General features: G+C 75.9%; 23 protein-coding genes. 13 read left to right on the top strand and 10 right to left on the bottom strand.

Going from position 1 to position 25101, the window contains the following annotated elements; all coding sequences use genetic code 11:
* The first annotated feature begins 38 nt into the window (after nt 1–38).
* From ACFCZN_RS07785 to ACFCZN_RS07740, 10 genes are all read left to right on the top strand, one after another.
* A complete protein-coding gene (locus tag ACFCZN_RS07785; protein WP_430556397.1) occupies nt 39–584 on the top strand; it encodes a DUF1992 domain-containing protein in 546 nt (181 codons plus the stop codon).
* A 107-nt stretch (nt 585–691) separates the two neighbouring features.
* A complete protein-coding gene (gene recC, locus ACFCZN_RS07780; RefSeq protein WP_430556396.1) occupies nt 692–4111 on the top strand; it encodes an exodeoxyribonuclease V subunit gamma in 3420 nt (1139 codons plus the stop codon).
* Nucleotides 4108–7644 carry a UvrD-helicase domain-containing protein gene (locus tag ACFCZN_RS07775; RefSeq protein ID WP_430556395.1) on the top strand — a complete coding sequence of 1179 codons (3537 nt, stop codon included), beginning with the start codon at nt 4108–4110 and terminating at the stop codon, nt 7642–7644. Before recC ends, ACFCZN_RS07775 begins: the two co-directional genes overlap by 4 nt.
* Nucleotides 7641–9584, top strand: a complete 1944-nt coding sequence (recD, locus tag ACFCZN_RS07770) for an exodeoxyribonuclease V subunit alpha (protein WP_430556394.1) — start codon at nt 7641–7643, stop codon at nt 9582–9584. Before ACFCZN_RS07775 ends, recD begins: the two co-directional genes overlap by 4 nt.
* Nucleotides 9585–9688: 104 nt before the next feature.
* Nucleotides 9689–10762 carry an LLM class flavin-dependent oxidoreductase gene (locus ACFCZN_RS07765; RefSeq protein WP_430556393.1) on the top strand — a complete coding sequence of 358 codons (1074 nt, stop codon included), beginning with the start codon at nt 9689–9691 and terminating at the stop codon, nt 10760–10762.
* A gap of 102 nt (nt 10763–10864) precedes the next feature.
* Nucleotides 10865–11125 (top strand): type II toxin-antitoxin system Phd/YefM family antitoxin, encoded by a 261-nt coding sequence (locus ACFCZN_RS07760; RefSeq protein WP_430556392.1) that lies wholly within the window; start codon nt 10865–10867, stop codon nt 11123–11125.
* A complete protein-coding gene (locus tag ACFCZN_RS07755) occupies nt 11122–11547 on the top strand; it encodes a type II toxin-antitoxin system VapC family toxin (protein WP_429766092.1) in 426 nt (141 codons plus the stop codon). The genes ACFCZN_RS07760 and ACFCZN_RS07755 overlap by 4 nt, the downstream gene beginning before the upstream one ends.
* On the top strand, nt 11544–12314 hold the full coding sequence (locus ACFCZN_RS07750; protein ID WP_430556391.1) for an MBL fold metallo-hydrolase: 771 nt from the start codon (nt 11544–11546) through the stop codon (nt 12312–12314). Before ACFCZN_RS07755 ends, ACFCZN_RS07750 begins: the two co-directional genes overlap by 4 nt.
* Nucleotides 12315–12370: 56 nt before the next feature.
* Entirely contained in the window at nt 12371–13276 is a 906-nt protein-coding gene (locus ACFCZN_RS07745; protein ID WP_430556390.1) for an LLM class flavin-dependent oxidoreductase, read from the top strand.
* A 35-nt stretch (nt 13277–13311) separates the two neighbouring features.
* Nucleotides 13312–13695: a VOC family protein gene (locus ACFCZN_RS07740; protein ID WP_430556389.1), complete on the top strand. Its 384-nt coding sequence runs from the start codon at nt 13312–13314 to the stop codon at nt 13693–13695.
* 1 nt (nt 13696) lies between these two features.
* Here the strand turns inward: ACFCZN_RS07740 and ACFCZN_RS07735 are convergent, their stop codons facing one another.
* The 3 genes from ACFCZN_RS07735 to purS are packed head-to-tail and all read right to left on the bottom strand — an operon-like array spanning nt 13697 to nt 15224.
* Nucleotides 13697–14221: a GNAT family N-acetyltransferase gene (locus ACFCZN_RS07735; protein ID WP_430556388.1), complete on the bottom strand. Its 525-nt coding sequence runs from the start codon at nt 14219–14221 to the stop codon at nt 13697–13699.
* Complete coding sequence (gene purQ / locus ACFCZN_RS07730) at nt 14218–14937, bottom strand: phosphoribosylformylglycinamidine synthase subunit PurQ (protein WP_430556387.1); 720 nt, start codon at nt 14935–14937, stop codon at nt 14218–14220. Before purQ ends, ACFCZN_RS07735 begins: the two co-directional genes overlap by 4 nt.
* Entirely contained in the window at nt 14937–15224 is a 288-nt protein-coding gene (gene purS / locus ACFCZN_RS07725; protein WP_429766102.1) for a phosphoribosylformylglycinamidine synthase subunit PurS, read from the bottom strand. Before purS ends, purQ begins: the two co-directional genes overlap by 1 nt.
* A gap of 232 nt (nt 15225–15456) precedes the next feature.
* On the opposite strand from purS, the gene ACFCZN_RS07720 reads away from it, so the two are divergent.
* Nucleotides 15457–16317 carry a septum formation family protein gene (locus ACFCZN_RS07720; RefSeq protein ID WP_430556386.1) on the top strand — a complete coding sequence of 287 codons (861 nt, stop codon included), beginning with the start codon at nt 15457–15459 and terminating at the stop codon, nt 16315–16317.
* A 22-nt stretch (nt 16318–16339) separates the two neighbouring features.
* Here the strand turns inward: ACFCZN_RS07720 and ACFCZN_RS07715 are convergent, their stop codons facing one another.
* From ACFCZN_RS07715 to ACFCZN_RS07690, 6 genes are all read right to left on the bottom strand, one after another.
* Nucleotides 16340–17254 carry a phosphoribosylaminoimidazolesuccinocarboxamide synthase gene (locus ACFCZN_RS07715; RefSeq protein ID WP_430556505.1) on the bottom strand — a complete coding sequence of 305 codons (915 nt, stop codon included), beginning with the start codon at nt 17252–17254 and terminating at the stop codon, nt 16340–16342.
* 139 nt (nt 17255–17393) lie between these two features.
* Nucleotides 17394–18674, bottom strand: coding sequence for a phosphoribosylamine--glycine ligase (gene purD / locus ACFCZN_RS07710; protein ID WP_430556385.1), 1281 nt, complete (start codon nt 18672–18674; stop codon nt 17394–17396).
* An 80-nt stretch (nt 18675–18754) separates the two neighbouring features.
* Nucleotides 18755–19219: a PPOX class F420-dependent oxidoreductase gene (locus ACFCZN_RS07705; RefSeq protein ID WP_429766107.1), complete on the bottom strand. Its 465-nt coding sequence runs from the start codon at nt 19217–19219 to the stop codon at nt 18755–18757.
* Nucleotides 19220–19238: 19 nt separating this feature from the next.
* On the bottom strand, nt 19239–19961 hold the full coding sequence (locus ACFCZN_RS07700; RefSeq protein ID WP_430556384.1) for a transporter substrate-binding domain-containing protein: 723 nt from the start codon (nt 19959–19961) through the stop codon (nt 19239–19241).
* Nucleotides 19958–21253 (bottom strand): adenylosuccinate synthase, encoded by a 1296-nt coding sequence (locus ACFCZN_RS07695; protein ID WP_429766113.1) that lies wholly within the window; start codon nt 21251–21253, stop codon nt 19958–19960. Before ACFCZN_RS07695 ends, ACFCZN_RS07700 begins: the two co-directional genes overlap by 4 nt.
* 121 nt (nt 21254–21374) lie before the next feature.
* Nucleotides 21375–21737 carry an STAS domain-containing protein gene (locus ACFCZN_RS07690; RefSeq protein WP_429735554.1) on the bottom strand — a complete coding sequence of 121 codons (363 nt, stop codon included), beginning with the start codon at nt 21735–21737 and terminating at the stop codon, nt 21375–21377.
* Nucleotides 21738–21823: 86 nt separating this feature from the next.
* Here ACFCZN_RS07690 and ACFCZN_RS07685 point away from each other — a divergent pair, with 86 nt between their 5' ends.
* On the top strand, nt 21824–22273 hold the full coding sequence (locus ACFCZN_RS07685) for a DUF3151 domain-containing protein (RefSeq protein ID WP_429766115.1): 450 nt from the start codon (nt 21824–21826) through the stop codon (nt 22271–22273).
* A 49-nt stretch (nt 22274–22322) separates the two neighbouring features.
* On the opposite strand, the gene ACFCZN_RS07680 is transcribed toward ACFCZN_RS07685, so the two are convergent.
* On the bottom strand, nt 22323–24521 hold the full coding sequence (locus ACFCZN_RS07680) for a SpoIIE family protein phosphatase (RefSeq protein WP_430556383.1): 2199 nt from the start codon (nt 24519–24521) through the stop codon (nt 22323–22325).
* A gap of 180 nt (nt 24522–24701) precedes the next feature.
* Between ACFCZN_RS07680 and ACFCZN_RS07675 the strand changes: the two genes are divergently transcribed.
* Nucleotides 24702–25055 (top strand): STAS domain-containing protein, encoded by a 354-nt coding sequence (locus ACFCZN_RS07675; protein ID WP_429766118.1) that lies wholly within the window; start codon nt 24702–24704, stop codon nt 25053–25055.
* Nucleotides 25056–25101 lie beyond the last annotated feature (46 nt).

Genomic DNA, 25101 nt, shown 5'->3' with positions numbered 1-25101 from the left:
AATACAGTTGACTGAAAACGGCCAGGACGGGAGCCCTGATGACCGACGCGCAGCCGCCGGCGGCGTTCTTCGACCCGTACGCGGTCGCCATCGACGACGAGGTGGCGATCGCGCTGCTCGCCGAGATGCACCTCAGGAAGGCGATCGAGCGCGGCGACTTCGACGACCTGCCCGGCAGCGGCAAGCCGCTCGACCTGCAGGACCTCCACGACCCGGACTGGTGGCTGAAGGCCTTCATGCGCCGCGAGAAGCTCGTGGTGCTGCCGCCCTCGATCCAGCTGCGCAAGGACGACGCCGCGCTGGACGGGCTCCTCGACGAGCTGTGGAGCGAGGACGACGTGCGCGAGGAGGTCGAGGAGTTCAACCGACGGGTCCTGCGCGGCCGCTACCAGCCGGCGGCCGGGCCGCCGCTGGTCACCATGCCGCGCGACGTCGAGGCGACGGTCACCGCCTGGGCGGACCGCCGCGAGGCGCGGGCCGCCCAGGCGCGCGAGCAGGCGCGCGAGCAGGCGCGGGCCGAGGCGGCGGCCGAGGACGGCCGTCGCCGGTCCCGTCGACGGGCCCGCCGACGACGATCTCGCTGACGACGGCGCCCGGCCCGGCGATCGTCGTCGGGGGTGCGCCGGGTCCGTGGCGACGCCCTGTGGAGGAACGGCGGCCCGTGTCGGCGCGGGCCCGTAACCTGGCCGACGTGCTGCACGTCCACCGGTCCGAGCGCTCCGACGCGCTGGTCGCTCCCCTCGCCGACGTGCTCGCCGTGCCGCCGGACGACCCGTTCACGCCCGACGTCGTCGCCGTGCCCACGCGCGGGATCGAGCGCTGGCTGGCGCAACGGCTGTCGCACCGGCTCGGGGTCCCCGGGGGCTCGGGCGCGGGCATCTGCGCCAACGTGGACTTCTCCTCGCCGTCGCGGTTGGTCGCCTCCGCGGTGACGGCGGTCACCGGCGTCGACCCCGACGACGACCCGTGGCGCCGCGCCCGGCTCGTGTGGCCGGTGCTGGAGACGATCGACGCGTCCCTCGACGAGGGCTGGGCCGCGCCGCTCGCGCGGTACGTCGGGGAGGACGGCGACGGCGTGCGGCGCTCGCGCCGCGTCGCGCTCGCGCAGCGCGTGGCGGAGCTGTTCGCCGCGTACGCGCAGCAGCGGCCCGCCCTGCTCGCCGCCTGGCTCGACGGCCGTGACGACGACGGCGCCGGCGCGCCCGTCCCTGACGACCTCGCGTGGCAACCGCGGCTGTGGCGGCGGGTACGCGAGCGGGTGGACGCGCCCGGGCCCGCGGAGGTGCTGACGGAGGCGGTCGGCGTGCTGCGCACCGACCCGGGCGCGGTCGACCTCCCCGCCCGGCTGTCCGTCTTCGGCCCCACCCGGCTGCCGGAGGACCAGCGGGAGGTGCTCGCCGCGCTCGCGCTGCACCGCGACGTCCACCTGTGGCTGCCGCAACCGTCACCCGCGCTGTGGCAGTCGGTCGAAGGCCTGGTCGCCGAGGGCGCCGTCGCCGGGGCGCGTCGTGACGACCTGCCCCCGGCCGCACGCCACGCCCTGCTGGCCTCGACCGCGCGCGACTCGGTCGAGCTGCAGCTCAGGCTCTCCGGCGCCCTCGACGCCGACGATGACGGAGCCCCCGAGGTCCGTGTCTCCTCCCACCCGGCGCCGCCGCCCCCGGGGACGCTGCTGGGCGCGCTCCAGGCGGCCCTGCGCGCGGACGACCCCGACGCCGCGCCCGTGCAGGTCGCCCCCGACGACCGCAGCGTCCAGGTGCACGCCTGCCACGGCCGCGCGCGCCAGGTCGAGGTGCTGCGCGAGGTGCTCACCGGGCTGTTCGCCGCCGACCCCACGCTGGAGGCGCGCGACGTCATCGTCATGTGTCCCGACGTCGAGTCGTTCGCCCCGCTCGTGACGGCCACGTTCGGCGCCGCGCCCGACGGCGTCACCCAGGTGCACCCCGGCCAGCGGCTGCGGGTCAGCCTCGCCGACCGGGGGCCCGGCGTCATCAACCCCGTGCTCGGCGTGCTGGCGACCCTGCTGCGGCTGGCCGACGGGCGCGTCACGGCGTCGGAGGTGCTCGACCTCGCCACGACCGAGCCCGTGCGCCGCCGCTTCCGCCTCTCCGACGACGACCTCGACCGCTGGCGCGACTGGGCCGTCGAGGTCGGGGTGCGCTGGGGCGAGGACGGGTCCCGGCGGGAGCGTTTCGGCATCGACCCGCGGGTGCGGCAGGGCACCTGGGACGCGGCCCTGGACCGGGTGCTGCTGGGCGTCGCGATGGCCGAGGAGGACTCGCGGTTCGTGGGCCCGGCGCTGCCGCTCGACGACGTCGGTTCCACCGACGTGGACGTCGCGGGCCGGTTCGCCGAGCTGGTCTCCCGCCTGACCGGGCTGCTCGCCGACCTCGACGGCACCCACCCGCTGGAGCACTGGCTCGACACCCTGGACCGGGCCGTCACGCTGCTCGCGGACCCGGCGCCGGACGACGCATGGCAGTCGCTGCAGGCGCACCGCGTGCTCGGCGACGTGCGGGCCGCGGGCGCTGGCCGGGCCACCGCGGGCGACGGGCTGCGGCTGGAGGACGTGCGTGCCCTGCTCGCCGACCGGCTGGCCGGGCGCCCCACGCGCGCGGGCTTCCGCACCGGCGCGCTCACCGTGTGCTCGTTGGAGCCCATGCGTGCCGTCCCGCACCGCGTGGTGTGCCTGCTGGGCATGGAGGACGGCGCGTTCCCCCGGTCCGCGACGCCCGACGGCGACGACCTCCTCGCCCGCGACCCGCTGCTGGGCGAGCGCGACCGGCGCAGCGAGGACCGGCAGATCTTCCTCGACGCGCTCACCGCCGCGCGCGAGCACCTGGTGGTGCTGCACTCCGGCGCCGACGAGCGCACCGGCGCCGCCCGCCCGCCCGCCGTGCCCGTCGCCGAGCTGCTGGACGCTCTCGACCGGGTCGGCGAGGCGTCGGACGGCGGGTCGGTGCGGCGGCAGGTCGTGGTGCGGCACCCGCTGCAGGTGGTGGGCGAGCGCAACTTCGAGGCCGGCGCGCTCGGCGCCCCAGGCCCGTTCAGCTTCGACACGGCGGCGTTCCGGGGCGCGGAGGCCGGGCGCGGGGCGCGCGTCGAGCCGGGCCTGCTCGTGCCCGAGCCGCTCGCCCTCGAGGCCTCGCCCCCGGCGGAGGTGGACCTCGACGACCTCGTCGCGATGCTCGAGCACCCGGTCCGGTGGTTCCTGCGGACCACGCTCGACGTGCGCGTGGCGCAGGACGAGGACGAGGTCGACGACCGCCTGCCCCTGACGATGGCGCCGCTCGCGGCGTGGGGCGCGGGCGACCGCATCCTCACGGCCGTGCTCGGGGGCACCGACCCCGGCCGGGCGTTCCAGGCGGAGTGGCGGCGCGGCCAGGCCCCGCCGCGCGAGCTGGGCCGCACCGCGCTGCGCGACGTCGTCGAGCGGGTGCAGCCGGTGGAGACGATGGCGCGGCAGGTCCGCGCCGACCAGGCGGCGCGCGCCGTCGACGTGTCCGCCGCGCTCCCCTCGGGCGTCCTCGTCACCGGCACCGTCCCCGGCGTGCACGGCGGCCGCGTCGTGCGCGCGGAGTACTCGAAGCTCGGCCCGAAGCACCGGCTCCGCGCCTGGGTCCAGACCCTCGCGCTCGCGGCGTCGGGCGGCGACGGCGGGATGCCCGAGGGGCAGCGGTGGCACGCGGGGACGGTCGGGCGCGCACCGGGCCGCGGCGCGAAGGCGGCGTGGAGCCTGATCCAGTCGCCCGACCCGGCCGACGCCGCCCGGCTGCTCGACGACCTGGTCGCGCTGCGTGCCGAGGCGACCCGCGCTCCGCTCCCCCTGCCGCCGGACGCGTCGCACGCGTACGCCGTCTCCCGCGGCGGCGGCACGGGCGACCCCGGCCAGGCGACCAGCGAGGCACGCTTCACCTGGAACGGCGGCTTCGAGAAGTCCGACGCCTACCACCTGATGGTCTGGGGGGACGGGGCGTCGTTCGACGCGATCGCCGGCGTGCCGGACGAGGACGACCGGCGCCGGTTCCCCGACGAGCCCTCGCGGCTGGGCGCGCTCGCCCGGCGGGTGTGGGACCCGTTGCTGGCGCACGAGCAGAAGGGCACCTCATGACGGCGGGGACGGGCTTCGGCACCGACGCGACCGGGGGTCTGGCGGGAGTCCCCGAGCGCCCGGTCTTCGACGTGTGCGGGCCGCTGCCGGACGGCACCACGGTGCTCGAGGCGAGCGCCGGCACGGGCAAGACGTTCACGATCGCGGCGCTCGCGACGCGGTTCGTCGCCGAGGGCCGCGCCGAGCTGCGCGAGCTCATGCTCGTGACGTTCGGCCGGGCCGCGACGTCGGAGCTGCGCGACCGCGTCCGCGAGCGGCTCGTGAGCGCCGAGCGGGCGCTGCGCGGATCCGACCCGGCGACCAGCGACGACCCGGTCGTGGCGCTGCTCGCCGACGTCGACGCGGCCGAGCTGGACCGCCGCCGCGCCCGCCTCGCGGCCGCGCTGTCGCAGCTCGACGCCGCGACGATCACGACGACGCACGGCTTCTGCCAGCAGATGCTCACGTCGCTCGGCATCGCGGCCGACGTGGACCCCGCGGCGACGTTCGTGGCCGACGTCGCCGACCTCGTGCGCGAGGTGTCCGACGACCTGTACGTGCGCCGCTTCTCCGACGAGGCGCACCCCGCGCTCACCCCGTCGATGGCCGCCGACCTGGGCCGCGCCGCCGTGAGCGACCACCAGGCCGTCGTCGAGCCCGCAGAACCGGGCGGGGGCGCACCCTCCTCCCCGGGCGCGCTGCGCCGGGCCGTGGCCCAGGAGACCCGCGACGAGACGCTGCGCCGCAAGCGGGCGCAGCACCTCCTGGACTACGACGACCTCCTGGTCATGCTGCGCGACGCGCTCGCCGACCCGGTGCACGGCCCGGTCGCCGCCGAGCGCGTGCGCTCCCGCTTCCGCGTGGTGATGGTCGACGAGTTCCAGGACACCGACCCCGTGCAGTGGGAGATCCTCCGCACCGCGTTCCACGGGCACCGCACCCTGGTGCTCATCGGCGACCCCAAGCAGGCGATCTACGCCTTCCGCGGCGCCGACGTCGTCGCCTACCTCGACGCGCAGCAGGACGCGACCGCCGTCGCCACGCTCGGCACCAGCTGGCGCAGCGACGAGCCGCTCCTTGGTGCGCTCGACACCCTGCTGGGCGGGGCGGCGCTGGGCGACGAGCGGATCGTCGTGCGGCCGGTGGACGCCGCGCACCGCGGGTCGCGCTTCGACGGCGGCGCACCGCTGCGGCTGCGGCAGGTGACGCGTGCCGCGCTCGGGATGTCGCCGGGTGAGACGCCGCCGGTCGGTCCGCCGCGCCAGCTCGTCGCCGCGGACGTCGCGGCCGACATCGCCGCACGCCTGGGCCGCGACCGGCTGGTGGACCGGGACACCGGGGCCGAGGACGGCGCGTGGCGTCCGCTCGAGCCGCGCGACGTCGCGGTGCTGACCCGCACGAACGCGCAGGCCGAGGCGGTCCGGTCGGAGCTCACGAAGCGCGGGGTGCCCGCCGTCGTCTCAGGGTTGTCGAGCGTTTTCGCGACGCCGTCGGCCCGCGACTGGCTCACCCTGCTCGCCGCGCTGGAGCAGCCGGGCGCCCACGGGCGGGCCGCCGCCCTGGCGCTGACGCCGTTCGTCGGCTGGGACGCCGAGCGGCTCGCGACCGCGGACGACGCCGCGCACGACGCGCTCGCCGACACGGTGCGGCGCTGGTCGCGGCTGCTGTGGTCGCGGGGGGTCGCCGCGCTGCAGGAGGCGGTGACCCGCGACGGCCTGGCGGAGCGGCTCATGCGCACCAGCACCGGCGAGCGCCACCTCACCGACCTGCGGCACGTGGGCGAGGTGCTGCACGCCGCGGCGGTCACGGAGGGCCTGGGTGCCTCGGCGCTCACGGCGTGGCTGCGGCGGCGCATCCGCGAGGCCGCCCAGGACTACGACGAGGAGCGCAGCCGCCGCCTGGAGACGGACGCGGCAGCGGTGCAGGTCGTCACCGTGCACGCCAGCAAGGGCCTGGAGTTCGGCGTCGTGTACGTGCCGTTCGCCTGGGACCGGTTCGAGCCGCGCCAGCCCGACGTGCTGCGGTTCCACGCCGGCGACGGGCGCCGCATCCTGCACGTGGGCGGCCCCGGCTCGTTCGGGTACGACGCCGCCCTGGAACGCCACCGCCGGGAGGAGGGCGGCGAGGACCTGCGCCTGCTGTACGTGGCGCTGACCCGCGCCCGGCACCAGGTGGTGGCGCACTGGGCGCCGTCGAAGGCGAACTCCGCGAAGGCGGGCCTGACCCGCGTCGTGCTGGGGGACCGCACGCTCGGCGGCGAGCCCGCGTCGCACGCGCCCCAGCAGGCCATGCGCGACGACGCCGTCCGGGCGTCGCTCGGCACGCTCGCCCAGGGTTCCGGCGGCACGATCGCCGTCGAGGAGGTGCCGGGCACGCCGTCCGCCGAGCGCTGGCGGCCGCCCGCCCAGGACGAGCCTGCGCTGGAGGTCGCGCACCTCGACCGGGTGCCGGACCCGACGTGGCGGCGCGCGTCGTACTCCGCGCTCACCGCCGGGGCGCACGCCGGTCGCCCGGGCGGACTGACGCCCGCGCCGGGCACGGCCGAGCCCGCCCCGGGCGGTGTCGAGTCCGAGCCGGAGGGCGGTGGCCTGCAGGACGAGCCGGCCGAGGCCGCACCGACCGCGGTCCGGCCGGGCGGTCCGGCCGACGCCGCGACCGGCGACGTGCCCGGCGCCGACCTGCCGTCCCCGATGTCGGGGCTGCCGGCCGGGACGGGATTCGGCACCCTCGTGCACGAGGTGCTGGAGTACGCGGACACCGCGGCCCCCGACCTCGACGCCGAGCTGCTCGCCCGGTGCGCCGCCGCCGCGACGACGCGGGTGCCGGGTACCGACCCGGCCGAGCTCGCCGCCGCGCTGGGCGTCGTCGCGCGCACCCCGCTCGGGCCGCTCGCGGGCGGTCGCACGCTCGCGGACGTCGTCCCTCGCGACCGTCTCGCCGAGCTGGAGTTCGAGCTCCCGCTCGCCGGTGGCGACACGGGCGCCGGCGGCGACACGGGCGCCGGCGGGCCCGGCCTCGAGGGCGCCACCCTGGCTGGGATCGCCGCGCTGCTGGGCCGCTACCTCGGCGACGACGACGCGTTCGCCGCCTATCCCGCCGCGCTGGCCGAGCTCGCGGCCGCAGACCCCACCGCCCGCCCCCTGCGCGGCTACCTCACCGGGTCGATCGACGCGGTGCTGCGGGCGCCCGGGGAGGACGGCGAACCGCGCTTCCTCGTCGTCGACTACAAGACGAACCGCCTCGGCGCGTTCGACGCCCCGCTCACGGCGCACGACTACCGGCCCGAGGCCACGGTCGACGCGATGCTGCACGCCCACTACCCGCTGCAGCTCGTGCTCTACCTCGTGGCGCTGCACCGCTACCTGGCGTGGCGGCTGCCGGGCTACGACCCGGACGTCCACCTCGGCGGCGGGCTCTACCTGTTCGTGCGCGGCATGTGCGGGCCGGGCACCCCCACCGGGCCCGACGGCGCCCCGTACGGCGTCGTGTCGTGGGTGCCGCCGCGCGGGCTGGTGCCGGCGCTGTCCGCGCTGCTCGACGGAGGCGACGCATGACCGACACCACCACGTTCCCGGGCGGACCGGTCGCGACCTCCGGCGACGTCCGCTTCGCCGCCGCGGCGCCCGAGCTGCTGCGGGAGTTCAACGCGGCCGGCCTCGTGGCCGCGACGGACGTGCACGTCGCGACGCGGCTCGGGCGGCTGACGGGCGAGGACGACGCGACGGTGCTGCTCGCCGTCGCGCTCGCCGTCCGGGCGCTGCGCGGCGGGTCCGTCTGCGTGCGGCTCGACGACCCGGACGAGCTCGCCACCCTCGCGCTGCCCGAGGACGCCGACCGGGGCGACGCCGCCGACAGCCCCGGCGCGGCCACTCCGCCCCCGTGGCCGGAGCACGCGGCGTGGGTCCGAGCCATCGAGGCCAGCCCCCTGGTGGCCGTCGGCGCGGGCGGCCCCGAGGACCGGCCCGCGCGCTGGGTGGGCGGCCGGCTGTACCTCGACCGGTACTGGCGGGACGAGCTCACGGTGCGGCGGCTGGTCGACGCCCGGCTGCAGGCAGCTCCCCTGGTGCCCGCGGGCGCGGGCCGGCTGGAGGCGGCGCTCGCGCGACTGTTCCCGGAGGCGGGTGATGTGCGGCAGCGGCTCGCCGCCGCGCACGCCGCCGGCCGCAGGCTCACGGTGCTCACCGGCGGTCCGGGCACGGGCAAGACGACGACGGTGGCGAGGCTGCTGGCCGTGCTGCAGGACGTCGCCGGCGAGCCCGCCCTGCGGGTCGCGCTCGCCGCCCCGACGGGCAAGGCGGCCGCCCGGCTGCAGGAGGCGGTCCGCGACGTCGTCGGCGCCCTGCCGCCTGAGGACCGCGAGCGCACCGGCCGGCCCGAGGCCACGACCGTCCACCGCCTGCTCGGCTACCGCAGCGCCACCCGGTTCCGGCACCACGCCGGGCACCACCTGCCGCACGACGTCGTCGTGGTCGACGAGACGTCGATGGTGCCGCTGTCCCTCATGGCGCGGCTGCTGGAGGCGCTGCGCCCGGACGCGCGGCTCGTCCTCGTCGGCGACCCGGACCAGCTCGCGTCGGTCGAGGCGGGGGCCGTGCTCGGCGACCTCGTCGCGCGGCCGGCGGTCGTCGAGGACCTTGCCGAGCACGTCACCACCACCCGGGCCGTGATGGAGCCCGTCGAGGACGAGACCCTCGCCAACGGCGTCGTCCGGCTCGTGACCGTGCATCGCCAGGACGAGGACTCCGCGATCCTGCCCCTGGCGGCCGCCATCCGGGACGGCGACGCCGACGCGGTGCTCGAAGTCCTGCGCGCCGGCACGGGCGGCGTCGAGCTGGTCGAGGCGGACACCGAGCGCCTCGACGAGGCCGCCGTGCAGGGCCTGCACGGGGACGCGGTCGACGCCGGCCGACGGCTCGTGGCCGCGGCGCGGGCGGGCGATGCGTCGGGCGCTCTCGAGGCGCTCAACACCCACCGCGTCATGGTGGCGCACCGACGCGGCCCGGTCGGCGTCGCCCGCTGGGCGGCGCAGGTCGAGGCCTGGGTCGAGGAGGCGACGGCGGACGGCGGGGCCGCGGCGGCCACCGGGACGCCGTGGGTCGTGGGCCGCCCCCTGCTGGTGACGACCAACGATGCCGACGTCGGCCTCTACAACGGCGACACCGGCGTGCTGGTCGCCGAGGGAGACCCGGCCGACGGTGCGGTGATCGCGGCGTTCGGCGATCCCCGATCCCCGCTGCGCGTGCGCACCCACCGGCTGCCGCCCGTGGAGACCGTGCACGCCATGACGGTGCACCGCGCGCAGGGCAGCCAGTTCCGCCGCGTCTCCCTGGTGCTGCCGCCGCCCACGTCGCCGCTGCTCACCCGCGAGCTGCTGTACACGGCGGTCACCCGTGCCCAGGAGTTCGTGCGCGTCGTCGGCACCGCCGACGCCGTGCGCGTGGCGGTCGCGCACCCCGTCCGCCGCGCGAGCGGGCTGCGCGACCCCCTCCCCTGACGTGGTGGGCGCTCCTGTGGCGCTGTTCGCTCCACGGATAGCGCTGAACGAGCGCCCACCACGTCACGGAATAGGGCCCCGGGTCGCGCGGGTTGTCCCAGGCGATGAACGCCGACGCCCCCGCCCCCGCGCCCACGTCCCCCCGACTGTCCGTCCTGGACCTGGTCCCGGTCCGCACGGGCCAGTCCAGCCCGCAGGCGCTGGCCGCCTCGCTCGCGCTGGTGCGCCGGGCGGACGAGCTGGGCTTCGAGCGGTACTGGTTCGCCGAGCACCACAACATGCCCGCGGTCGCGGCGTCGACGCCGCCGGTGATGATCGCGGCGGCCGCCGCCGTCACCGGGCGCATCCGCGTCGGCTCGGGCGGGGTCATGCTGCCCAACCACGCGCCCCTCGTGGTGGCGGAGCAGTTCGCCGCGCTCGAGGCCCTGGCCCCCGGCCGCGTGGACCTCGGCCTCGGCCGCGCACCCGGCTCCGACCCGGTGGTCACCGCGCTGCTGCGCCAGTCCGGCCCGACGTCCGACGTCGAGCGGTTCCCGCAGCACGTGGGCGACATCCTCTCCCTCATGAGCCCCGACGGCGCCGCCCTGCGCCTCGGCGACGGCAACCTCTACGACGTGCACGCCACCCCCGCCGCCGACGGCACGCCGACGGTGTGGTTGCTCGGCTCCAGCGACTACTCCGCCCGCCTCGCCGCCGAGCTCGGCCTGCCGTACGTGTTCGCGAACCACTTCTCGGGCGCGGGCGTCGACCAGGTGCTCGCGCTCTACCGCGACGGCTACCGCCCCAGCCCCGCCCACCCGGAGCCGCAGACGTTCCTCACGGCGAACGTCGTCGTCGCGCCCACCGCCGTCGAGGCGCACGAGCGCGCCCTGCCGCAGCTCCGGTCGATGGCCCGGCTGCGCACCGGCAAGCCGATGGGCCGCGCGGAGACCGTCGAGCAGGCCGCCGCCGAGCCGCTCGACCCCATGGCGGAGCAGATCGTCGCCGACATGCGCGCCCGCTGGGTCGTCGGCGAGCCCCACCAGGCCGCCGCCCAGCTCCGCGAGCTCGCCGCCCGGCACGGCGTGGACGAGGTCATGGTCGTTCCCGTGGCCGGCTCCTACGAGTCCGAGCCGCTGGACGCCACGCCCGGCCGGGTCCGCACCCTCGAGCTGCTCGCCGAGGCGCTCGCCGCCTGACACGGGACGGCCGTCACGGCTCGTTCGAACCAGACAGAGGTGGAGTCCGCGGCCGCGTCGGACTAACCTGGACTTAGTCCACCCTGGTCCAGGAGGATCTCTGTGAAGACCGTCAACGTGCACGAGGCCAAGACCCACCTCTCCCGCCTCCTCGCGGAGGTCGAGGCGGGCGAGGAAGTCGTGATCGCGCGCGCGGGCCACCCGGTCGCCCGCCTGGTCGGCACCGACCCCGCGGCTCGTCCCCGGCGAGAGCTCGGCCCGCTGCGCGGCCGGTTCACGATGCCCGACGACCTCGACCGCTGGGCGCAGGACGAGGTGGCCGCCCTGTTCGAGGGTGACGACACGGCCGGCGGCGCCCGGTGAGGTACCTGCTCGACACCAACGTCCTCGTGTGGACGCTCGGCTTCCCCGAGCGGCTGCCCGACGACGTCGCGGAGATCCTCGCGGACCCGGAGCCGGAGATCTGGTTCAGCGCCGTCAACATCTGGGAGATCGGCATCAAGTCCGCCCTGGGCCGCGCCGACTTCGACCTCGACCCCCACGTCGCCCGCGCGACCACCCTGGCACTCGGCTTCGTGGAGCTCGCCGTCGACGGGGCCCACGCCGTGACGGCGGCACGCCTGCCCGCCGTCCACCGGGACCCGTTCGACCGGATGCTGGTGGCGCAGGCGATCATGACGGGCTCGACCCTGCTCACCAGCGACGCCACCGTCGCGGCGTACCAGGGGCCCGTCCGCCACGTCGGTCGCCGCGCGGACGGACCCGAGAGAGGACCTGCCCGATGACCCACGTCACCGTCGTCCGCGCGGACAACCCCGGCCCGATGACGCTGGACGGCACGCGCTCGTACGTGCTGCGCGCGCCGGGCTCGTCGTCGTGCGTGGTCGTGGACCCGGGCCCCGACGACGAGCGGCACCTCGCCACCCTGGCCGAGGCGGGCCCGGTGGACCTGGTGCTGGTCACGCACCGGCACGCCGACCACACGGCCGGCTCGGCGCGCCTGCGCGCGCTGACCGGCGCCCCGGTGCGGGCCGCCGACCCGGGGCACTGCCACGGCGGGGAGCCGCTGCGCGGCGGCGAGACGATCGACGAGGCCGGGCTCCGGGTCGACGTCCTCGCGACGCCGGGGCACACCGCCGACTCCGTGTCGTTCGTCGTGGCGGCGCCGGGCCCGTCCGGGACGAGCGAGCCCGTGGTGCTCACGGGCGACACGGTGCTCGGGCAGGGCACCACGGTGATCGCCGAGCCGGACGGGTCCCTGCGGGACTACCTCGCCAGCCTGGACGCGCTGGAACGGGTGGGCGACGGCCGGGTCGGCCTGCCGGGGCACGGACCCGGGATCGAGGACCTTGGCGACGCCGTGCGGGTCTACCGGCGTCACCGCCTGGAGCGGCTGGACCAGGTGCGGTCCGCGCTCGCGACGCTCGGCCCGACGGCGGACGCCGACGCGGTCGTGGCGCACGTCTACGCCGAGGTGGACCCGTCGGTGCGCCGCGCGGCGCGGCAGTCCGTCGTCGCGCAGCTCGCGTACCTGCAGGACGATCCCGCCTGACCGGTGCGGCCCGGCGGGACCGGGCGGGTGTCGGTGTCCCGCGGCACGATGGCGTGATGACGGTCACGCCTGCCCCGGAAGCCCGCCCCGCCGTCCGCCTCGGTGTCGCCTTCGTCCCGACGATGACGCCCGAGTCGCTGCGGTCCCTCGCCACCTCCGTCGAGGCCGCCGGCCTGGACGACCTGTGGGTGTGGGAGGACTGCTTCAAGCAGAGCGGCGTCGCGTCGGCCGCGGCCGCGCTCGCCTGGACCGAGCGGGTCCGGGTCGGGATCGGCCTGATGCCCGCGCCGCTGCGCAGCACGGCGGTCACGGCGATGGAGGTCGCCACCGTCGCGCGCATGTTCCCCGGCCGGTTCGTGCCGGCCGTCGGCCACGGCGTGCAGGAGTGGATGGAGCGGGCCGGGGTACGGGCGAAGTCGCCGCTCACCCTGCTGCGCGAGCACACCGAGGCGCTCCGTGCCCTGCTCGCCGGCGAGGAGGTGACGACGTCGGGGCGCTACGTGACCCTCGACCAGGTCCGTCTCGACTGGCCCGCGCCGGAGGTCCCGTTGGTGCTCGGTGGCGTCGGGCCCCGCTCCCTCGCCCTGGCGGGCGAGCTGGGCGACGGCGTGATCCTCGCCAACGCGCTCACGCCCGACGACGTGCGCGCCGCCGCGGAGACCGCCGGCGCCGCCGCGCAGGCCGCGGGCCGGCCCGCGCCGGGCATGTACGCGACACTCATCGCCGCGACGGGCGACCGGGCGCAGCAGCGGCTCGACGCGGAGCTCCCGCTGTGGGGCGCGGAGCCGGGTCGCGGCGTCGGAGCGGCCGGCGACGCCCGCGCCATCGCCGACGCCGTGCTCCGCCTGGCGGCGGCCGGCGCCTCCGCCGTCTCCGTGCAGCCCACGGCCGACGAACCCGACCTCGCCGGTTTCGTCGAGCTGCTCGGCCGCGAGGTGCGGCCGCTGCTCGACCAGGCATGACCCACCCAGGGCAGGACCCACCCGAGGAGCAGACCATGGACTGGAAGATCGAGCTGATCCACGTGCCCGTGAGCGACGTGGACCGGGCGAAGGAGTTCTACGAGCGCGTCGGCTTCCACCCCGACCACGACCAGGTGGTGAACGACGACCTGCGGTTCGTGCAGATGACGCCGCCGGGCTCCGCGTGCTCCATCGCGTTCGGCACGGGGCTGGGCGGCACGCTGCAGCCGGGCCAGCTGGACGCGATCCAGGTGGTGGTGCCCGACGCGGACGACGCGCTGGCACACCTGCGCGGCGCCGGGATCGAGGCACAGGGGGTGGACGACCAGCCGTGGGGCCGGTTCGTCACGTTCGCCGACCCGGACGGCAACTCCTGGACGCTGCAGCAGCTGCCCGCGTGGTCCGCGAACGCGGGCTGAGTCAGAGCCGCTTGCCGTAGCAGCGCTGCTGCTCGAACCCGGCGTGGTCGCCGAACGACTCGATCGGCTCGTAGCCGATGGCCTCGTACAGCGCGATCGCCTCGGGCTGCGCGGTGCCGGTCTCGAGCACGAACCGGCGGAAGCCGACCTGACGGGCGGCGCGCTCCAGCTCGGCCATCAGCCGCCGCGCGACGCCGCGCCCGCGGGCGTCGCCGTCCACGTACAGGCGCTTGACCTCGCCGGTCGCGGCCGGGTGCGCCGTGCCGCGGCCGCGCCGGTCGGCCGTGCCGGAGACGTCGCGCACCGCGGCGGTGCCGACGGGGCGGCCGTCCAGCCGGGCGACGAGCGTGACGACGATCGACCGCGGGTCGATCGCCGGCGCCTCGTCCTCCCCGCCGTACCGCACGGCCATCTCGGCCTCCTGCGCGGCGCGCAGCCCCGCGGCAGCGGGGTCGTCCCACGCCACGGCGTCGACCGTCAGGCCCTCGGGCCCGACGGTCGACGGGAGGACCGTGGTGGCGGTCATGCCGAGACGAGCGAGGCCAGCACCGACGTGAAGAAGCCGAGGCCGTCCGTGCCGGAGCGCGGGCCGGCCTCGCCGTCCGGACCGAACCCGGCCTCGACGGCGTGCTCCGGGTGCGGCATGAGGCCGACCACGTTGCCGCGCTCGTTGGCGATGCCCGCGATGTCACGACGCGAGCCGTTCGGGTTCCAGCCCTGGTAGCGGAACACGACGCGGCCCTCGCCCTCGAGCTCGTCGAGGGTGCGGTCGTCGGCCACGAACTGGCCGTCCTGGTTCTTCAGCGGGATGGTGATGTGCTGACCGGGTCGGTACTGGTTGGTCCAGGCCGTCGACGTGTTCTCGACCGACAGCACCTGCTCGCGGCACACGAAGTGCAGGTGGTCGTTCTTCACCATCGAACCGGGCAGCAGGTGCGCCTCGGTCAGCACCTGGAAGCCGTTGCAGATACCGAGCACCGGCATGCCGCCCTTGGCGGCGTCCACCACGGCGTCCATGGCGGGCGCGAAGCGCGAGATGGCGCCGGCGCGCAGGTAGTCGCCGTACGAGAACCCGCCGGGCAGGACGACGGCGTCGACACCCTGGAGGTCGCCGTCGGCGTGCCACAGCGACACGGGCTCCCCGCCCGCGAGCCGCACCGCGCGGGAGGCGTCCCGGTCGTCGAGCGTGCCGGGGAAGGTGATGACGCCGATCCGCGCGGAGGCGAGGGTGGCGGCCGACATCAGGCCACGCCCTCGGACGTGATCGTCCCGGCGGCGTCCGTCGCGGCGTCCGCCACGCGCACGACGTCCTCGATGACGGGGTTGGACAGCAGCGTCTCGGCGGCCTGCTGGGCGGCGGCGAGCACCTCGGGCGTGACGTCGCCGTCCACCTCGAGCTCGAACCGCTTGCCCTGGCGCACCCCGCTGAACTGGGTGAAGCCGAGGCGGGGCAGCGCCCCCACGACGGCCTTGCCCTGGGGGTCCAGGATCTCGGGCTTGGGCATGACCTCGACGACGACGCGTCCCACGGGTGCTCCTTGGATCGTGACCGGTAGCTGGCCGGGTGGTCCAGCGGCCGCCGCTCCGGGATCCCGGCACGGGCGGCGCCGCGGAGGCGCGCGCGTGGGGGCGGGAGCACGACGGCGGGATTCCGCGACGAGTCTACCGTCCGCGCGCTAGCCTTCTGACGCCGCGGGGCGCAGCCGGACGACGGCGCCGTCGATGCCGCGTCATCCACCATCGCACCGACCCCGAGGAAGCATGTCCGCACCCACCCCTCCGCCCGCCGGCGGCACGCCCGACCCGTACGCCACGCCCGACGCCGGCGCGACGCCCTCGCCGGAGCCCGCCCCGACCGAGCCGCCGGCGCCGTACGCCCAGCCCGGCTCGCCCGCCCCGGGGTCGCCGTACGACCAGCAGGGCCCGTACGGCGGCCGGCCGACCCCGTACGCGCAGCCCGCGCCCTACGGCGCGCCGTCCCCGTACGGGCAGCCCGCGCCGGGGACGGACGGGCTCTCGATCGCCGCGCTGATCACCGGCATCCTCGGCATCAGCCCCGTCGCGCTGGGCCTCGGCATCGCGGGGATGCGGCGCACCCGGCGTACGGGACAGAGCGGCCGTGGCCTGGCGATCGCCGGCGTCGTGCTCGGCGCACTCGGGATCCTCGGCTGGCTCCTGGTCGTCGGGCTGGTCGTCCTGGCGGCGACGAACGACGAGTTCCAGGAGGGGTTCAGCCAGGGCTTCGAGGAGTCGTACGCCGAACGCACCGGGGCGAACCTGAACCTGGGCGACTGCTTCGAGCTGCCGGCCGACGCCACCGACCTCACCGGCATCGTCGCGGTCGACTGCACGTCGCCGCACGGGGCGGAGCTGGTGGGCGTCGACGAGCTGACGGACGCCGAGTACCCGGGCGAGGACTCCGTCGTCGCCACCACCGAGGACTTCTGCTTCGAGGAGTTCGCCGACTACGTCGGCACGGACTACGACGCGTCCGGCCTCGACATGATGTACCTCTACCCCACCGAGGCGTCGTGGACGTTCGGCGACCGGCGCCTCATGTGCTGGGCGCAGAACCCGGACGGCTCGCCGCTGGAGGCCAGCGTCCAGGGCTCCGGCCTCTGACCCGCCGACCCGCGGGGGCGCCTCAGCGCAGGGGCGCCCCCGTCAGCCGCTCGTACGCCTCGAGGTAGCGGTCGCGGGTGCGCTCGACGACCTCGGACGGCAGCACGGGCGGCGGCACGTCGGACGCGCGGTCCCAGCCGGAGGCGGGGGACGTCAGCCAGTCGCGCACGATCTGCTTGTCGAAGCTCGGCTGCGAGCGGCCCGGCTCCCACTCGTCGGCGGGCCAGAACCGCGACGAGTCGGGCGTGAGCACCTCGTCGCCGAGCACGGTCGCCCCGGTCGCCGGGTCGACGCCGAACTCCAGCTTGGTGTCCGCGAGGATCACGCCGCGCTCGCGCGCGATCTCCTCGGCGCGGGCGTAGACGGCGAGCGTGAGGTCCCGCAGGCGCGTGGCGGCGTCGTCGCCGATCCGGCGCGCCACCTCCTCGAACGGCACGTTCTCGTCGTGCTCCCCCACCTCGGCCTTGGTGGCGGGGGTGAAGATCGGCTCCGGCAGGCGCGAGCCGTCGACCAGGCCGGCCGGCAGCGGGATGCCCGTGACCTCGCCGGACGCGCGGTACTCGGCCAGGCCGGAGCCGGTGAGGTAGCCGCGCGCGACGCACTCGACGGGGAACATCTCGAGCCGGCGGCAGATCATCGCGCGGCCGGCGACGACGTCGGGCACGAGGCCGTCGCCCGGCTCGGCGCTCGCCTCGGTGGACACGACGTGGTTGTCCACGACGTCCGCGAGCTGCTCGAACCACCACAGGCTGAGCTGCGTGAGCACCACGCCCTTGTCCGGGATGCCGGGGGTGAGCACGTGGTCGTGCGCCGAGAGGCGGTCGGACGCGACGACGAGGACGACGTCGCCCAGCGGGTGCACGCCGCCCAGCGCCGGCAGGTCCGGCTCGTACAGGTCGCGGACCTTGCCGGAGTAGACGTGCCGCCACCCCGGCAGGTCGAGCGGTCCCCCGGCGAAGGCGTCGTTCTGGTCGGCACCGGGCTGGTCGACATCGTGCGTCTCGGTCACGACGCACAGTCTCTCACCGCGCCGCGGGGCGGCGTCGAGCGTCTCGCACGACGTCGGGAGGCAGCCGTCAGGGGACGGCGACCTCGCCGCGCTCGGCCTTCAGCGCGATGTCGCTGCGGTGGTGGGAGCCGTCCAGCGCGATCTTCTCGACCCCGGCGTAGGACGCCGCCCGGGCGGCCGCGAGGTCCGCGCCCCGGCCGACGACGGACAGCACGCGTCCCCCGGCGGACACCAGCGCGCCGTCGACGACGGCGGTGCCGGCGTGCAGCACGTGCACGTCGTCCAGCGCCTCGGCGTCGGCGATGCCGGTGATCGGGTCGCCCTTGCGCGGCGACTCGGGGTAGCCCTGGGAGGCGACGACGACGTTCACCACGGCGTCGTCCGACCAGCGCAGCGGCTCGATGCCGTCGAGGCGGCCGGTGGCGGCGGCGAGCAGCACGCCCGACAGCGGGGTGCGCAGCCGCGCGAGCACGGCCTGGATCTCCGGGTCGCCGAAGCGGGCGTTGAACTCCACCACGCGGGTGCCGCGCGAGGTCAGCGCCAGCCCCACGTAGAGGACGCCGGAGAACGGGGTGCCGCGGCGGGCCATCTCGTCCACGGTGGGCTGCGCGATCCGGTCGACCACCTCGGCCACGAGGCCCGACGGCGCCCAGCCGAGCGGCGTGTACGCGCCCATGCCGCCCGTGTTGGGGCCGGCGTCGTCGTCGCCCACCCGCTTGAAGTCCTGCGCGGGGACCATCGGCACGACCGTGGCGCCGTCGCACAGGCAGAACAGCGAGACCTCCGGGCCGTCGAGGTACTCCTCGACCACCACGGTGCCGTCGTCGCCGCGGGCCTGGAGCGCCTCGCGGGCGTGCGCGAGGGCGGCGTCCCGGTCCGACGTCACGACGACGCCCTTGCCGGCGGCGAGCCCGTCGTCCTTGACGACGTAGGGGGCGCCGAAGGCGTCGAGCGCGTCGGCGACCTGCTCGACGGTGGTGCACACGTGCGCCATCGCGGTCGGCACGTTCGCGGCGGCCATGACGTCCTTCGCGAACGCCTTCGACCCCTCGAGCCGGGCCGCCTCGGCCGACGGCCCGAAGACGGGGATCCCGGCCTCGCGGACCGCGTCGGCCACCCCGGCCACGAGGGGAGCCTCGGGCCCGACGACGACCAGGTCGACGCCGAGCGTCCGGGCGAGGGCGGCGACGGCCCGGCCGTCGTTCGGGTCCACCGGGTGCAGCGCGGCCTGCGCGGACATGCCGGGGTTGCCCGGCGCGGCGTGCAGCTCGTGCGCGGTCTCCTCCGACGCGAGGGCGTGGACGATGGCGTGCTCGCGGGCGCCGGTCCCGACGACAAGGATCTTCACGGGCGACCATGCTAACGACCCCCGCGACGGGGGTGCCGTGGCGTCCGCGGACGCCGTGCCCGCGAGCCGCGCCGGGCCGCTCAGGGCTGCGGCAGGCGGGCCATCCCGTAGACGCGGTCGACGCGCAGGCGCAGCACCTGGCGACGGTCTGCCACCATCGCCTGCCGGAACTCCTCCCAGTCGGGATGCTCCTGGCGGGCGGCGACGCGGAACGTCTCGACGAGCTCGTCTGCGGCGGCGTCGTGGGCGTCGGTCGCCACGTCGCTCAGCTCCGCCGTGCCGTCGAGGACGGCGTAGCTCCAGAAGTCCGGGGCGCTCACGTGCAGCGAGACGCGGGGGTCGCGCGCGGCGTTGCGGGTCTTGGCGCGGTCCGCGGTCACGGACACGCGCGCCGTCCGCGTCTCCTCGTCCCACGCGTAGAGCACGTTGGACAGCTGGGGGCGGCCCGCGCGCCGCAGGGTCGTGAGGACACCCTTGTTGCCGTCCGCCACCAGGGCGAGCAGGGCGCGCTGGTCGTCCGTCTCGGTCGTTCCCGACGTCGTCATGCCGGGACAACCCGCCAGGTCAGGCCGTTGTTCCCCCGGGCACGGTGGCGTCCTGCCCCGACCGGGCGAGCGACTCCGCGACGAAGCCGTCGGCGGTCAGCTCGGCGACGACGTCGCACAGCCACGCGACGGCGACGGGGTCGCGGTCGCGGCCGGTGGCGACGGCCTGCCGGATCTCGGTGAACCGCGGCTCGACCACGCGCAGCCCGGGGTGCTCGGCGACGTACCGGGTCAGCGGCTGCCGGATGCCGGCCGCCACCTCCAGGCCGTGCTCCTCGAAGGCGACGGTGCCGTCGGCCCCGCGCACCACCTCCGCGCGCCGGAGCGTGCGCGTGAGGTACAGGTCGTACGCCGAGCCCTGCTTCACCCCGACGCGCACGCCCGGTCGGTCGACGTCCGCGGCCACGCGGACGCGCGAGTCCTCCGGCACGGCGAACACGCCCTCGATCAGCACGTACGGCGCGGTGAACGCGACCTGCTCGGCGCGCTCCGGCTCCACGGCGAGGAAGCCGACGTCGGCCCGGCCGTCGGCGACCGCCGCGAACGAGTGCCGCGCCGCGTCGACGCACTCCAGCACTCCCTCGACGCCGAGGCGCCGGGCCAGCTCGCGGGCGAGGTCGACGGTCACCCCGGACGGGTGCTGGCGCGTGCCCTGCGCCAGCACCGGGTTGCCGAGGTTGACGACCGCGCGCAGCACGCCCGTGGGGGCGAGCGCGTCGACGACCTGGCCCGTCGCCGTCATGCCCGGGCGTGGATCAGGTCGTGCACCGGGATGATCTCGTCACGCCGCGGGCCGACGCCCACCGCGGAGATGCGGCAGCCGGACAGCTCCTCGAGCCGGGCGAGGTACGCCTGCGCGTTGGCCGGCAGGTCCTCGATGGTGCGGGCGTGCGAGATGTCCTCCCACCAGCCCGGCATCTCCTCGTAGATCGGCTTCGCGTGGTGGAACGCCGACTGGTCGTCGGGCATCTCGTCGTAGCGGGTGCCGTCCACGTCGTAGGCCACGCAGACCGGCACCTTCTCCAGGCCCGTGAGCACGTCCAGCTTCGTCACCACGAGGTCGGTGAGGCCGTTGATGCGCGACGCGTAGCGCGCGATGACGGAGTCGTACCAGCCGCAGCGGCGCGCGCGGCCGGTCGTGACGCCGTACTCGCCGCCGGTCTTGAGCAGGTACTCGCCCATGTCGTCGAACAGCTCGGTGGGGAACGGGCCCTCGCCGACGCGCGTCGTGTACGCCTTGATGACGCCGATGACGGAGTCCACGCGGGTGGGCCCGATGCCCGAGCCGGTCACCGCGCCGCCGGCGGTCGCGCTCGACGAGGTGACGAACGGGTACGTGCCGTGGTCGATGTCGAGCATGGTGGCCTGGCCGGCCTCGAAGAGGACGTTCTTGCCCGCGTCGAGCGCCTGGTTGAGCACCAGCGGCGTGTTCGCGACCATCGGCTTGAGACGCTCGGCGTGCGCCAGCAGCTCGTCGACGGTCTCGTCGATCTCGACGGCGCGGCGGTTGTAGACCTTCACCAGCAGGTGGTTCTTCTGGTCGAGGGAGCCCTCGACCTTCTCCCGCAGGATCTTGGGGTCGAACAGGTCGCCGATGCGGATGCCGACCCGGTTGATCTTGTCCGCGTACGCCGGCCCGATGCCGCGGCCCGTGGTGCCGATGCGGCGCTTGCCGAGGAAGCGCTCGGTGACCTTGTCGAGCGTGCGGTGGTAGCCGGCGATGACGTGCGCCTGGCTCGAGACCAGCAGGCGGGAGACGTCCACGCCCCGCGCGATGAGGTCGTCCAGCTCCTCGAACAGCACGTCGATGTCGACCACCACGCCGTTGCCGATGACGGGGACGACGCCGGGCGACAGGATGCCGGAGGGCAGCAGGTGCAGGGCGTACTTCTCGTCGCCGATGACGACGGTGTGCCCCGCGTTGTTGCCGCCGTTGAACTTCACGACGTAGTCGACCCGGGACCCGAGCAGGTCCGTGGCCTTCCCCTTGCCCTCATCGCCCCACTGGGCACCGACGAGCACCACGGCTGGCATGAAATCTCCTCGCGTCGACGAGGCCCGGCGTGTTCACCCACGTCACCTGAGGAGGCGGGCCTCCTGGTCCGGGCCGCGCCCGAGTTTACCCGCCCGTGACCTGCCCGTCGGTCCGGCGCGCTCAGCCGGCCGGGTGGTGCGTCGCGGGGGTGGACGGCGCGGGCGCCGACTCGCAGCGGTGGTCGCGGTCGATGCGGAACAGGTCGAGGGCCCCGCACACCTCCAGCACGAACAGGTCGCGCTCGTCCGCGCCGCGCAGCACGGTGGCACCGCCGCGCTTGCGCCCGGCGTCCGCGAGGGAGATGAGGAAGGCGGCCCCGGTCGAGTCCATGAACGTGACGCGGCACATGTCGATCACCAGCAGCTGGCGCCGCAGCCCGACCACCCGGGTGGCGATCTCCGGGAACTGGTCACGTTCCGCGAGGTCGAGGTCACCGGCGATCACGAGCGTCGTCGTCGTCGAAGACGTCGCGATCTCGATCATGGAGCGAGCGTACCCGCGACCGGCCCCGCGCGGCGCCCGAGGCGTCGATCTGTGGAGAGGGCGGGAGTCGGGCCAGAATGGGCGTCATGACCTCCCCTGTGGACGACCTGCTCGCCGGCCCGCCCCCGACCCGCCTGCCCGACGACCACCCCGAGGTGCGCGACGGCCTGGACACCGGGGAGGACCCGGCCCGGCTGGCCGCCGACCACCCCGCGTCGTCCCTCGCCTGGGCCGTGCTCGCCGAGGCCACGCTCGACGCCGCGGGCGACGCGCCCACCGCCGCCCGGTCCGTGACGGCGTACGCGTACGCGCGCACCGGCTACCACCGCGGCCTCGACGCCCTGCGTCGGGCGGGCTGGCGCGGCCAGGGCCCGATCCCCGCCGACCACGAGCCCAACCAGGGGTTCCTGCGCGCGCTCGCCGCGCTGTCCGAGGCGGCCGCGCAGATCGGCGAGGCCGACGAGGCGGAGCGCTGCGCGCAGTTCCTGCGCGACTCCGGCACCTCGCCGGAAGAGGTCCGCGCGCTCGTGGGTTGAGCTGTTCGAGACCCGCACGGTCTCGAACAGGCTCGACCGACGGACGAGGTCAGCCGGGCGCGACGGCGTTCGCGTGCAGCTTGGCCCACACGAGCTTGCCGGAGCCGGCGGGCCGCCAGCCCCAGTCGGCGAGCCGCTCGACGATCTGCATCCCGAACCCGCCCACGCGGTTGGGGTGGCCGTCGGTGGTGACGGGCGGCGCGGGGTTGGAGTCCTCCACCTCGATCCGCAGCCCGTCGCCGGTGTCGAAGAGGCGCAGCGCGATGTTGCCCCAGCCGTGCAGCACGCCGTTGGCGACGAGCTCGGAGACGACCAGCTCCGCCGACGCGGACTCCGGCAGGCCCCAGGCCTGGCAGGTGCGCAGCACGGCGTGCCGGGCCCGGCCGATGGACGCCGGCTCGCTGGGCAGCAGCCACCGCCGCGACCGCGGGCTGAGCGGCTGGACCTGCGCGTCGGCGACCGGGTCGGGCACGCGCACGACGACGAGCGCGACGTCGTCCTCAGGCGCGTCGGCGAGCCGGGACAGCAGCTCCTCCCCCACCCCGGCGGCGTCGCGGGCGGTGATGCGGCCCGACGTCTCGACGAGGGCGTCGAGCCCGACCTTGAGCGACCGGTCGCGGCGCTCGATCAGGCCGTCGGTGTAGAAGAGGAGCACGTCGCCGCGGCGCAGCTCGGCCTGCCCGGTGGTGCGCGGCTTCGACCCGAAGCCGACCAGGGAGCCGGCGCCGCCCGCGAGCTGGGTGACCTTGCCGTCGCGCAGCAGCAGGGGCGGCAGGTGGCCGGCGCGCGTGTACTGCACGGTCCACGCGTCGCCGTCCTGCTGGTGCTTGAGGGTGGCGTAGACCATCGATGCCGACCGCGGGATGCGCATCCCCGTGACGAGCTGGTCCACCCGGTCCACGACGATCCCGGGCGTGGCGAGCTCGAACGCGTACGACCGCACCACGGACCGCAGCTGCCCCATGGCTGCCGCGGCCTCGACGTCGTGCCCGACGACGTCGCCGACCACCAGCCCGACGGTGCCCTCGTTGATCTGCAGCACGTCGTACCAGTCGCCGCCCACCTGGGCGTGCTCGGCGTTGGGCGCGTAGTAGGTCCACACGTCGAGCCCGGACACGTCGGCCTGCTCGGGCAGCATGGCGCGCTGCAGCGCCTCGGCGAGCCGGTGCTCGCGCGCGTACAGGCGCGCGTTGTCGATGGCGGTGCCCGCCCGGCGCGCCACCACCTCGATCACGGTGTGCACGTGCTGCGGCTCGCCCGGACCGGGCCGGACCTCCTCGGTGACCGTGCCGTCGGGCGCCACCCCCACGCCGTGCCAGGTGGCGAGCAACCCCAGCACGCGGCGGCGCCCCGCCACCGCGTGCACGACGACGGCGCGCGGCAGCGCCCCGGTCTCCTCGACCACGCGACGCAGCAGGTCGCGGCGCAGCCACCCGGAGGCGGAGTGCGCCGGGAAGCCCGCCCCCAGGCGGAGCATCACCGGCCCCTCGACGACCCCCTCGAGCAGGTCCTGCACCTCGTCCCGCACCGGCTCGCGGGCCTCGCCGTCGGCGGGCGGGTCCGGCCGTTCCCCGGAGGCGTCGTCGGGCAGCTCGGGCACGTACCGGGCGTGCCGGCGACCGCGGCCGCTCGGCGGCGACGCGACGTCCACGCCGTCGGCGAAGACGAGCCCGTCGTCGTTGACGTAGAAGCCGGCCCAGGGGACGAGCGCGCGCAGCAGGTCGGCGATGTCGCGCAGCGCGTACGGGTACTCGAGGTCGCCGAGCAGCTCCGTGGTCTGGGCGATGAGGTCGAGGTCCGCGCGCTCGCGGCGCTCCACCTCGAGGGAGGCGAGCTGGTTGGCCTGCCGCTCGACATGCGTCGACACGTCCGTGGCGGTGCCGAACCAGTGCTCGGCCGGCCCCCGCCCGCCCGGCACCGGCGACATGGTGATCTGCCACCAGGTGGCGCGGCCGTCCACGAGCCGCCCGCTCACCATGCGGGTGGTGGGCCGCCCGGCGCGCAGGTCGCCCTGGCTGCGCTCGCGCTCCGCGTCGTCGTCCACGAGCTCCAGCAGCGGGTGCCTGCCCAGGACGGCGAGGTCGTTGACGCCGATCCCGGACTCCCGTGCGAAGGCGTCGTTGATCCACAGGACGGGCATCCCGTCCTCCCAGGCGCCGGTGACGAACGCGGGGATGACGGCGGCCGCGATCGCCCCGTCGAGAAATCCGTCCGGGAGGGGCGGCACAGGACCGGATGATTCGGTCATAATGCCTCCACTGCCGAGATTCCCCGCCCTGGTTGGTGTTCTTGCTGGTCATTCAACCGTAGATTGGTGTCCGCCGAGACTCGAGGTGAACGCCCCGCGCGTGGAAGGAGCACCGTGCACGACGGTTCGAACACGACCCCCCGTGATCTGCGGCGTGCGGACGTGAGGGAGGCAGACGCGGTGCCTGAGCTGGGAGACCCCGCGAGCGTGCACGTCATCGTGGGCGCGTCGCGCGCCCGTGTCGTGCTGTCCGGCGAGATCGACGCCGACATCGGAGCCGAGCTGGGCGAGGCCATCTCCGACGCCGAGGGCTCCGGCCTCCCCGTCGAGATCGACGCCCATCACGTCACCTTCATGGATTCCTCGGGTGTGGCGTTCCTCGCACGCCTCGCGTCGCGCAGCCCGCACCGTGTCCGGGTGCTGCGCGCCCCGCCCACCGTCCGGTTCCTCCTCGAGGTCACGCGGATCGGCGAGCTGCTGGAGATCGTCGACGTCGACCCCGGCTTCGACCTGGAGTCCCCGACCGCGAGATAGAGAAGCTCCTCGCCGAGATAGAGAAGCCCGGGCGATGCCGCAATCT

Source organism: Isoptericola sp. NPDC056134 (genome assembly GCF_042264825.1).
GTDB classification, from domain to species: Bacteria; Actinomycetota; Actinomycetes; order Actinomycetales; family Cellulomonadaceae; genus Isoptericola; species Isoptericola nanjingensis.
Note: the sequence above shows the minus strand (reverse complement) of the source record. Positions and strands in the feature narration are given on the sequence as shown.

Excerpts from the sequence above, each read along its gene's own strand:
- ACFCZN_RS07785 (WP_430556397.1), top strand. The coding sequence starts at position 39 with ATGACCGACGCGCAGCCGCCGGCGGCGTTCTTCGACCCGTACGCGGTC.
- ACFCZN_RS07775 (WP_430556395.1), top strand. The coding sequence starts at position 4,108 with ATGACGGCGGGGACGGGCTTCGGCACCGACGCGACCGGGGGTCTGGCG.
- recD (WP_430556394.1), top strand. The coding sequence starts at position 7,641 with ATGACCGACACCACCACGTTCCCGGGCGGACCGGTCGCGACCTCCGGC.
- ACFCZN_RS07765 (WP_430556393.1), top strand. The coding sequence starts at position 9,689 with ATGAACGCCGACGCCCCCGCCCCCGCGCCCACGTCCCCCCGACTGTCC.
- ACFCZN_RS07750 (WP_430556391.1), top strand. The coding sequence starts at position 11,544 with ATGACCCACGTCACCGTCGTCCGCGCGGACAACCCCGGCCCGATGACG.
- ACFCZN_RS07745 (WP_430556390.1), top strand. The coding sequence starts at position 12,371 with ATGACGGTCACGCCTGCCCCGGAAGCCCGCCCCGCCGTCCGCCTCGGT.
- ACFCZN_RS07740 (WP_430556389.1), top strand. The coding sequence starts at position 13,312 with ATGGACTGGAAGATCGAGCTGATCCACGTGCCCGTGAGCGACGTGGAC.
- ACFCZN_RS07735 (WP_430556388.1), bottom strand. The coding sequence starts at position 14,221 with ATGACCGCCACCACGGTCCTCCCGTCGACCGTCGGGCCCGAGGGCCTG.
- purQ (WP_430556387.1), bottom strand. The coding sequence starts at position 14,937 with ATGTCGGCCGCCACCCTCGCCTCCGCGCGGATCGGCGTCATCACCTTC.
- ACFCZN_RS07720 (WP_430556386.1), top strand. The coding sequence starts at position 15,457 with ATGTCCGCACCCACCCCTCCGCCCGCCGGCGGCACGCCCGACCCGTAC.
- ACFCZN_RS07705 (WP_429766107.1), bottom strand. The coding sequence starts at position 19,219 with ATGACGACGTCGGGAACGACCGAGACGGACGACCAGCGCGCCCTGCTC.
- ACFCZN_RS07700 (WP_430556384.1), bottom strand. The coding sequence starts at position 19,961 with ATGACGGCGACGGGCCAGGTCGTCGACGCGCTCGCCCCCACGGGCGTG.
- ACFCZN_RS07695 (WP_429766113.1), bottom strand. The coding sequence starts at position 21,253 with ATGCCAGCCGTGGTGCTCGTCGGTGCCCAGTGGGGCGATGAGGGCAAG.
- ACFCZN_RS07690 (WP_429735554.1), bottom strand. The coding sequence starts at position 21,737 with ATGATCGAGATCGCGACGTCTTCGACGACGACGACGCTCGTGATCGCC.
- ACFCZN_RS07685 (WP_429766115.1), top strand. The coding sequence starts at position 21,824 with ATGACCTCCCCTGTGGACGACCTGCTCGCCGGCCCGCCCCCGACCCGC.
- ACFCZN_RS07680 (WP_430556383.1), bottom strand. The coding sequence starts at position 24,521 with ATGACCGAATCATCCGGTCCTGTGCCGCCCCTCCCGGACGGATTTCTC.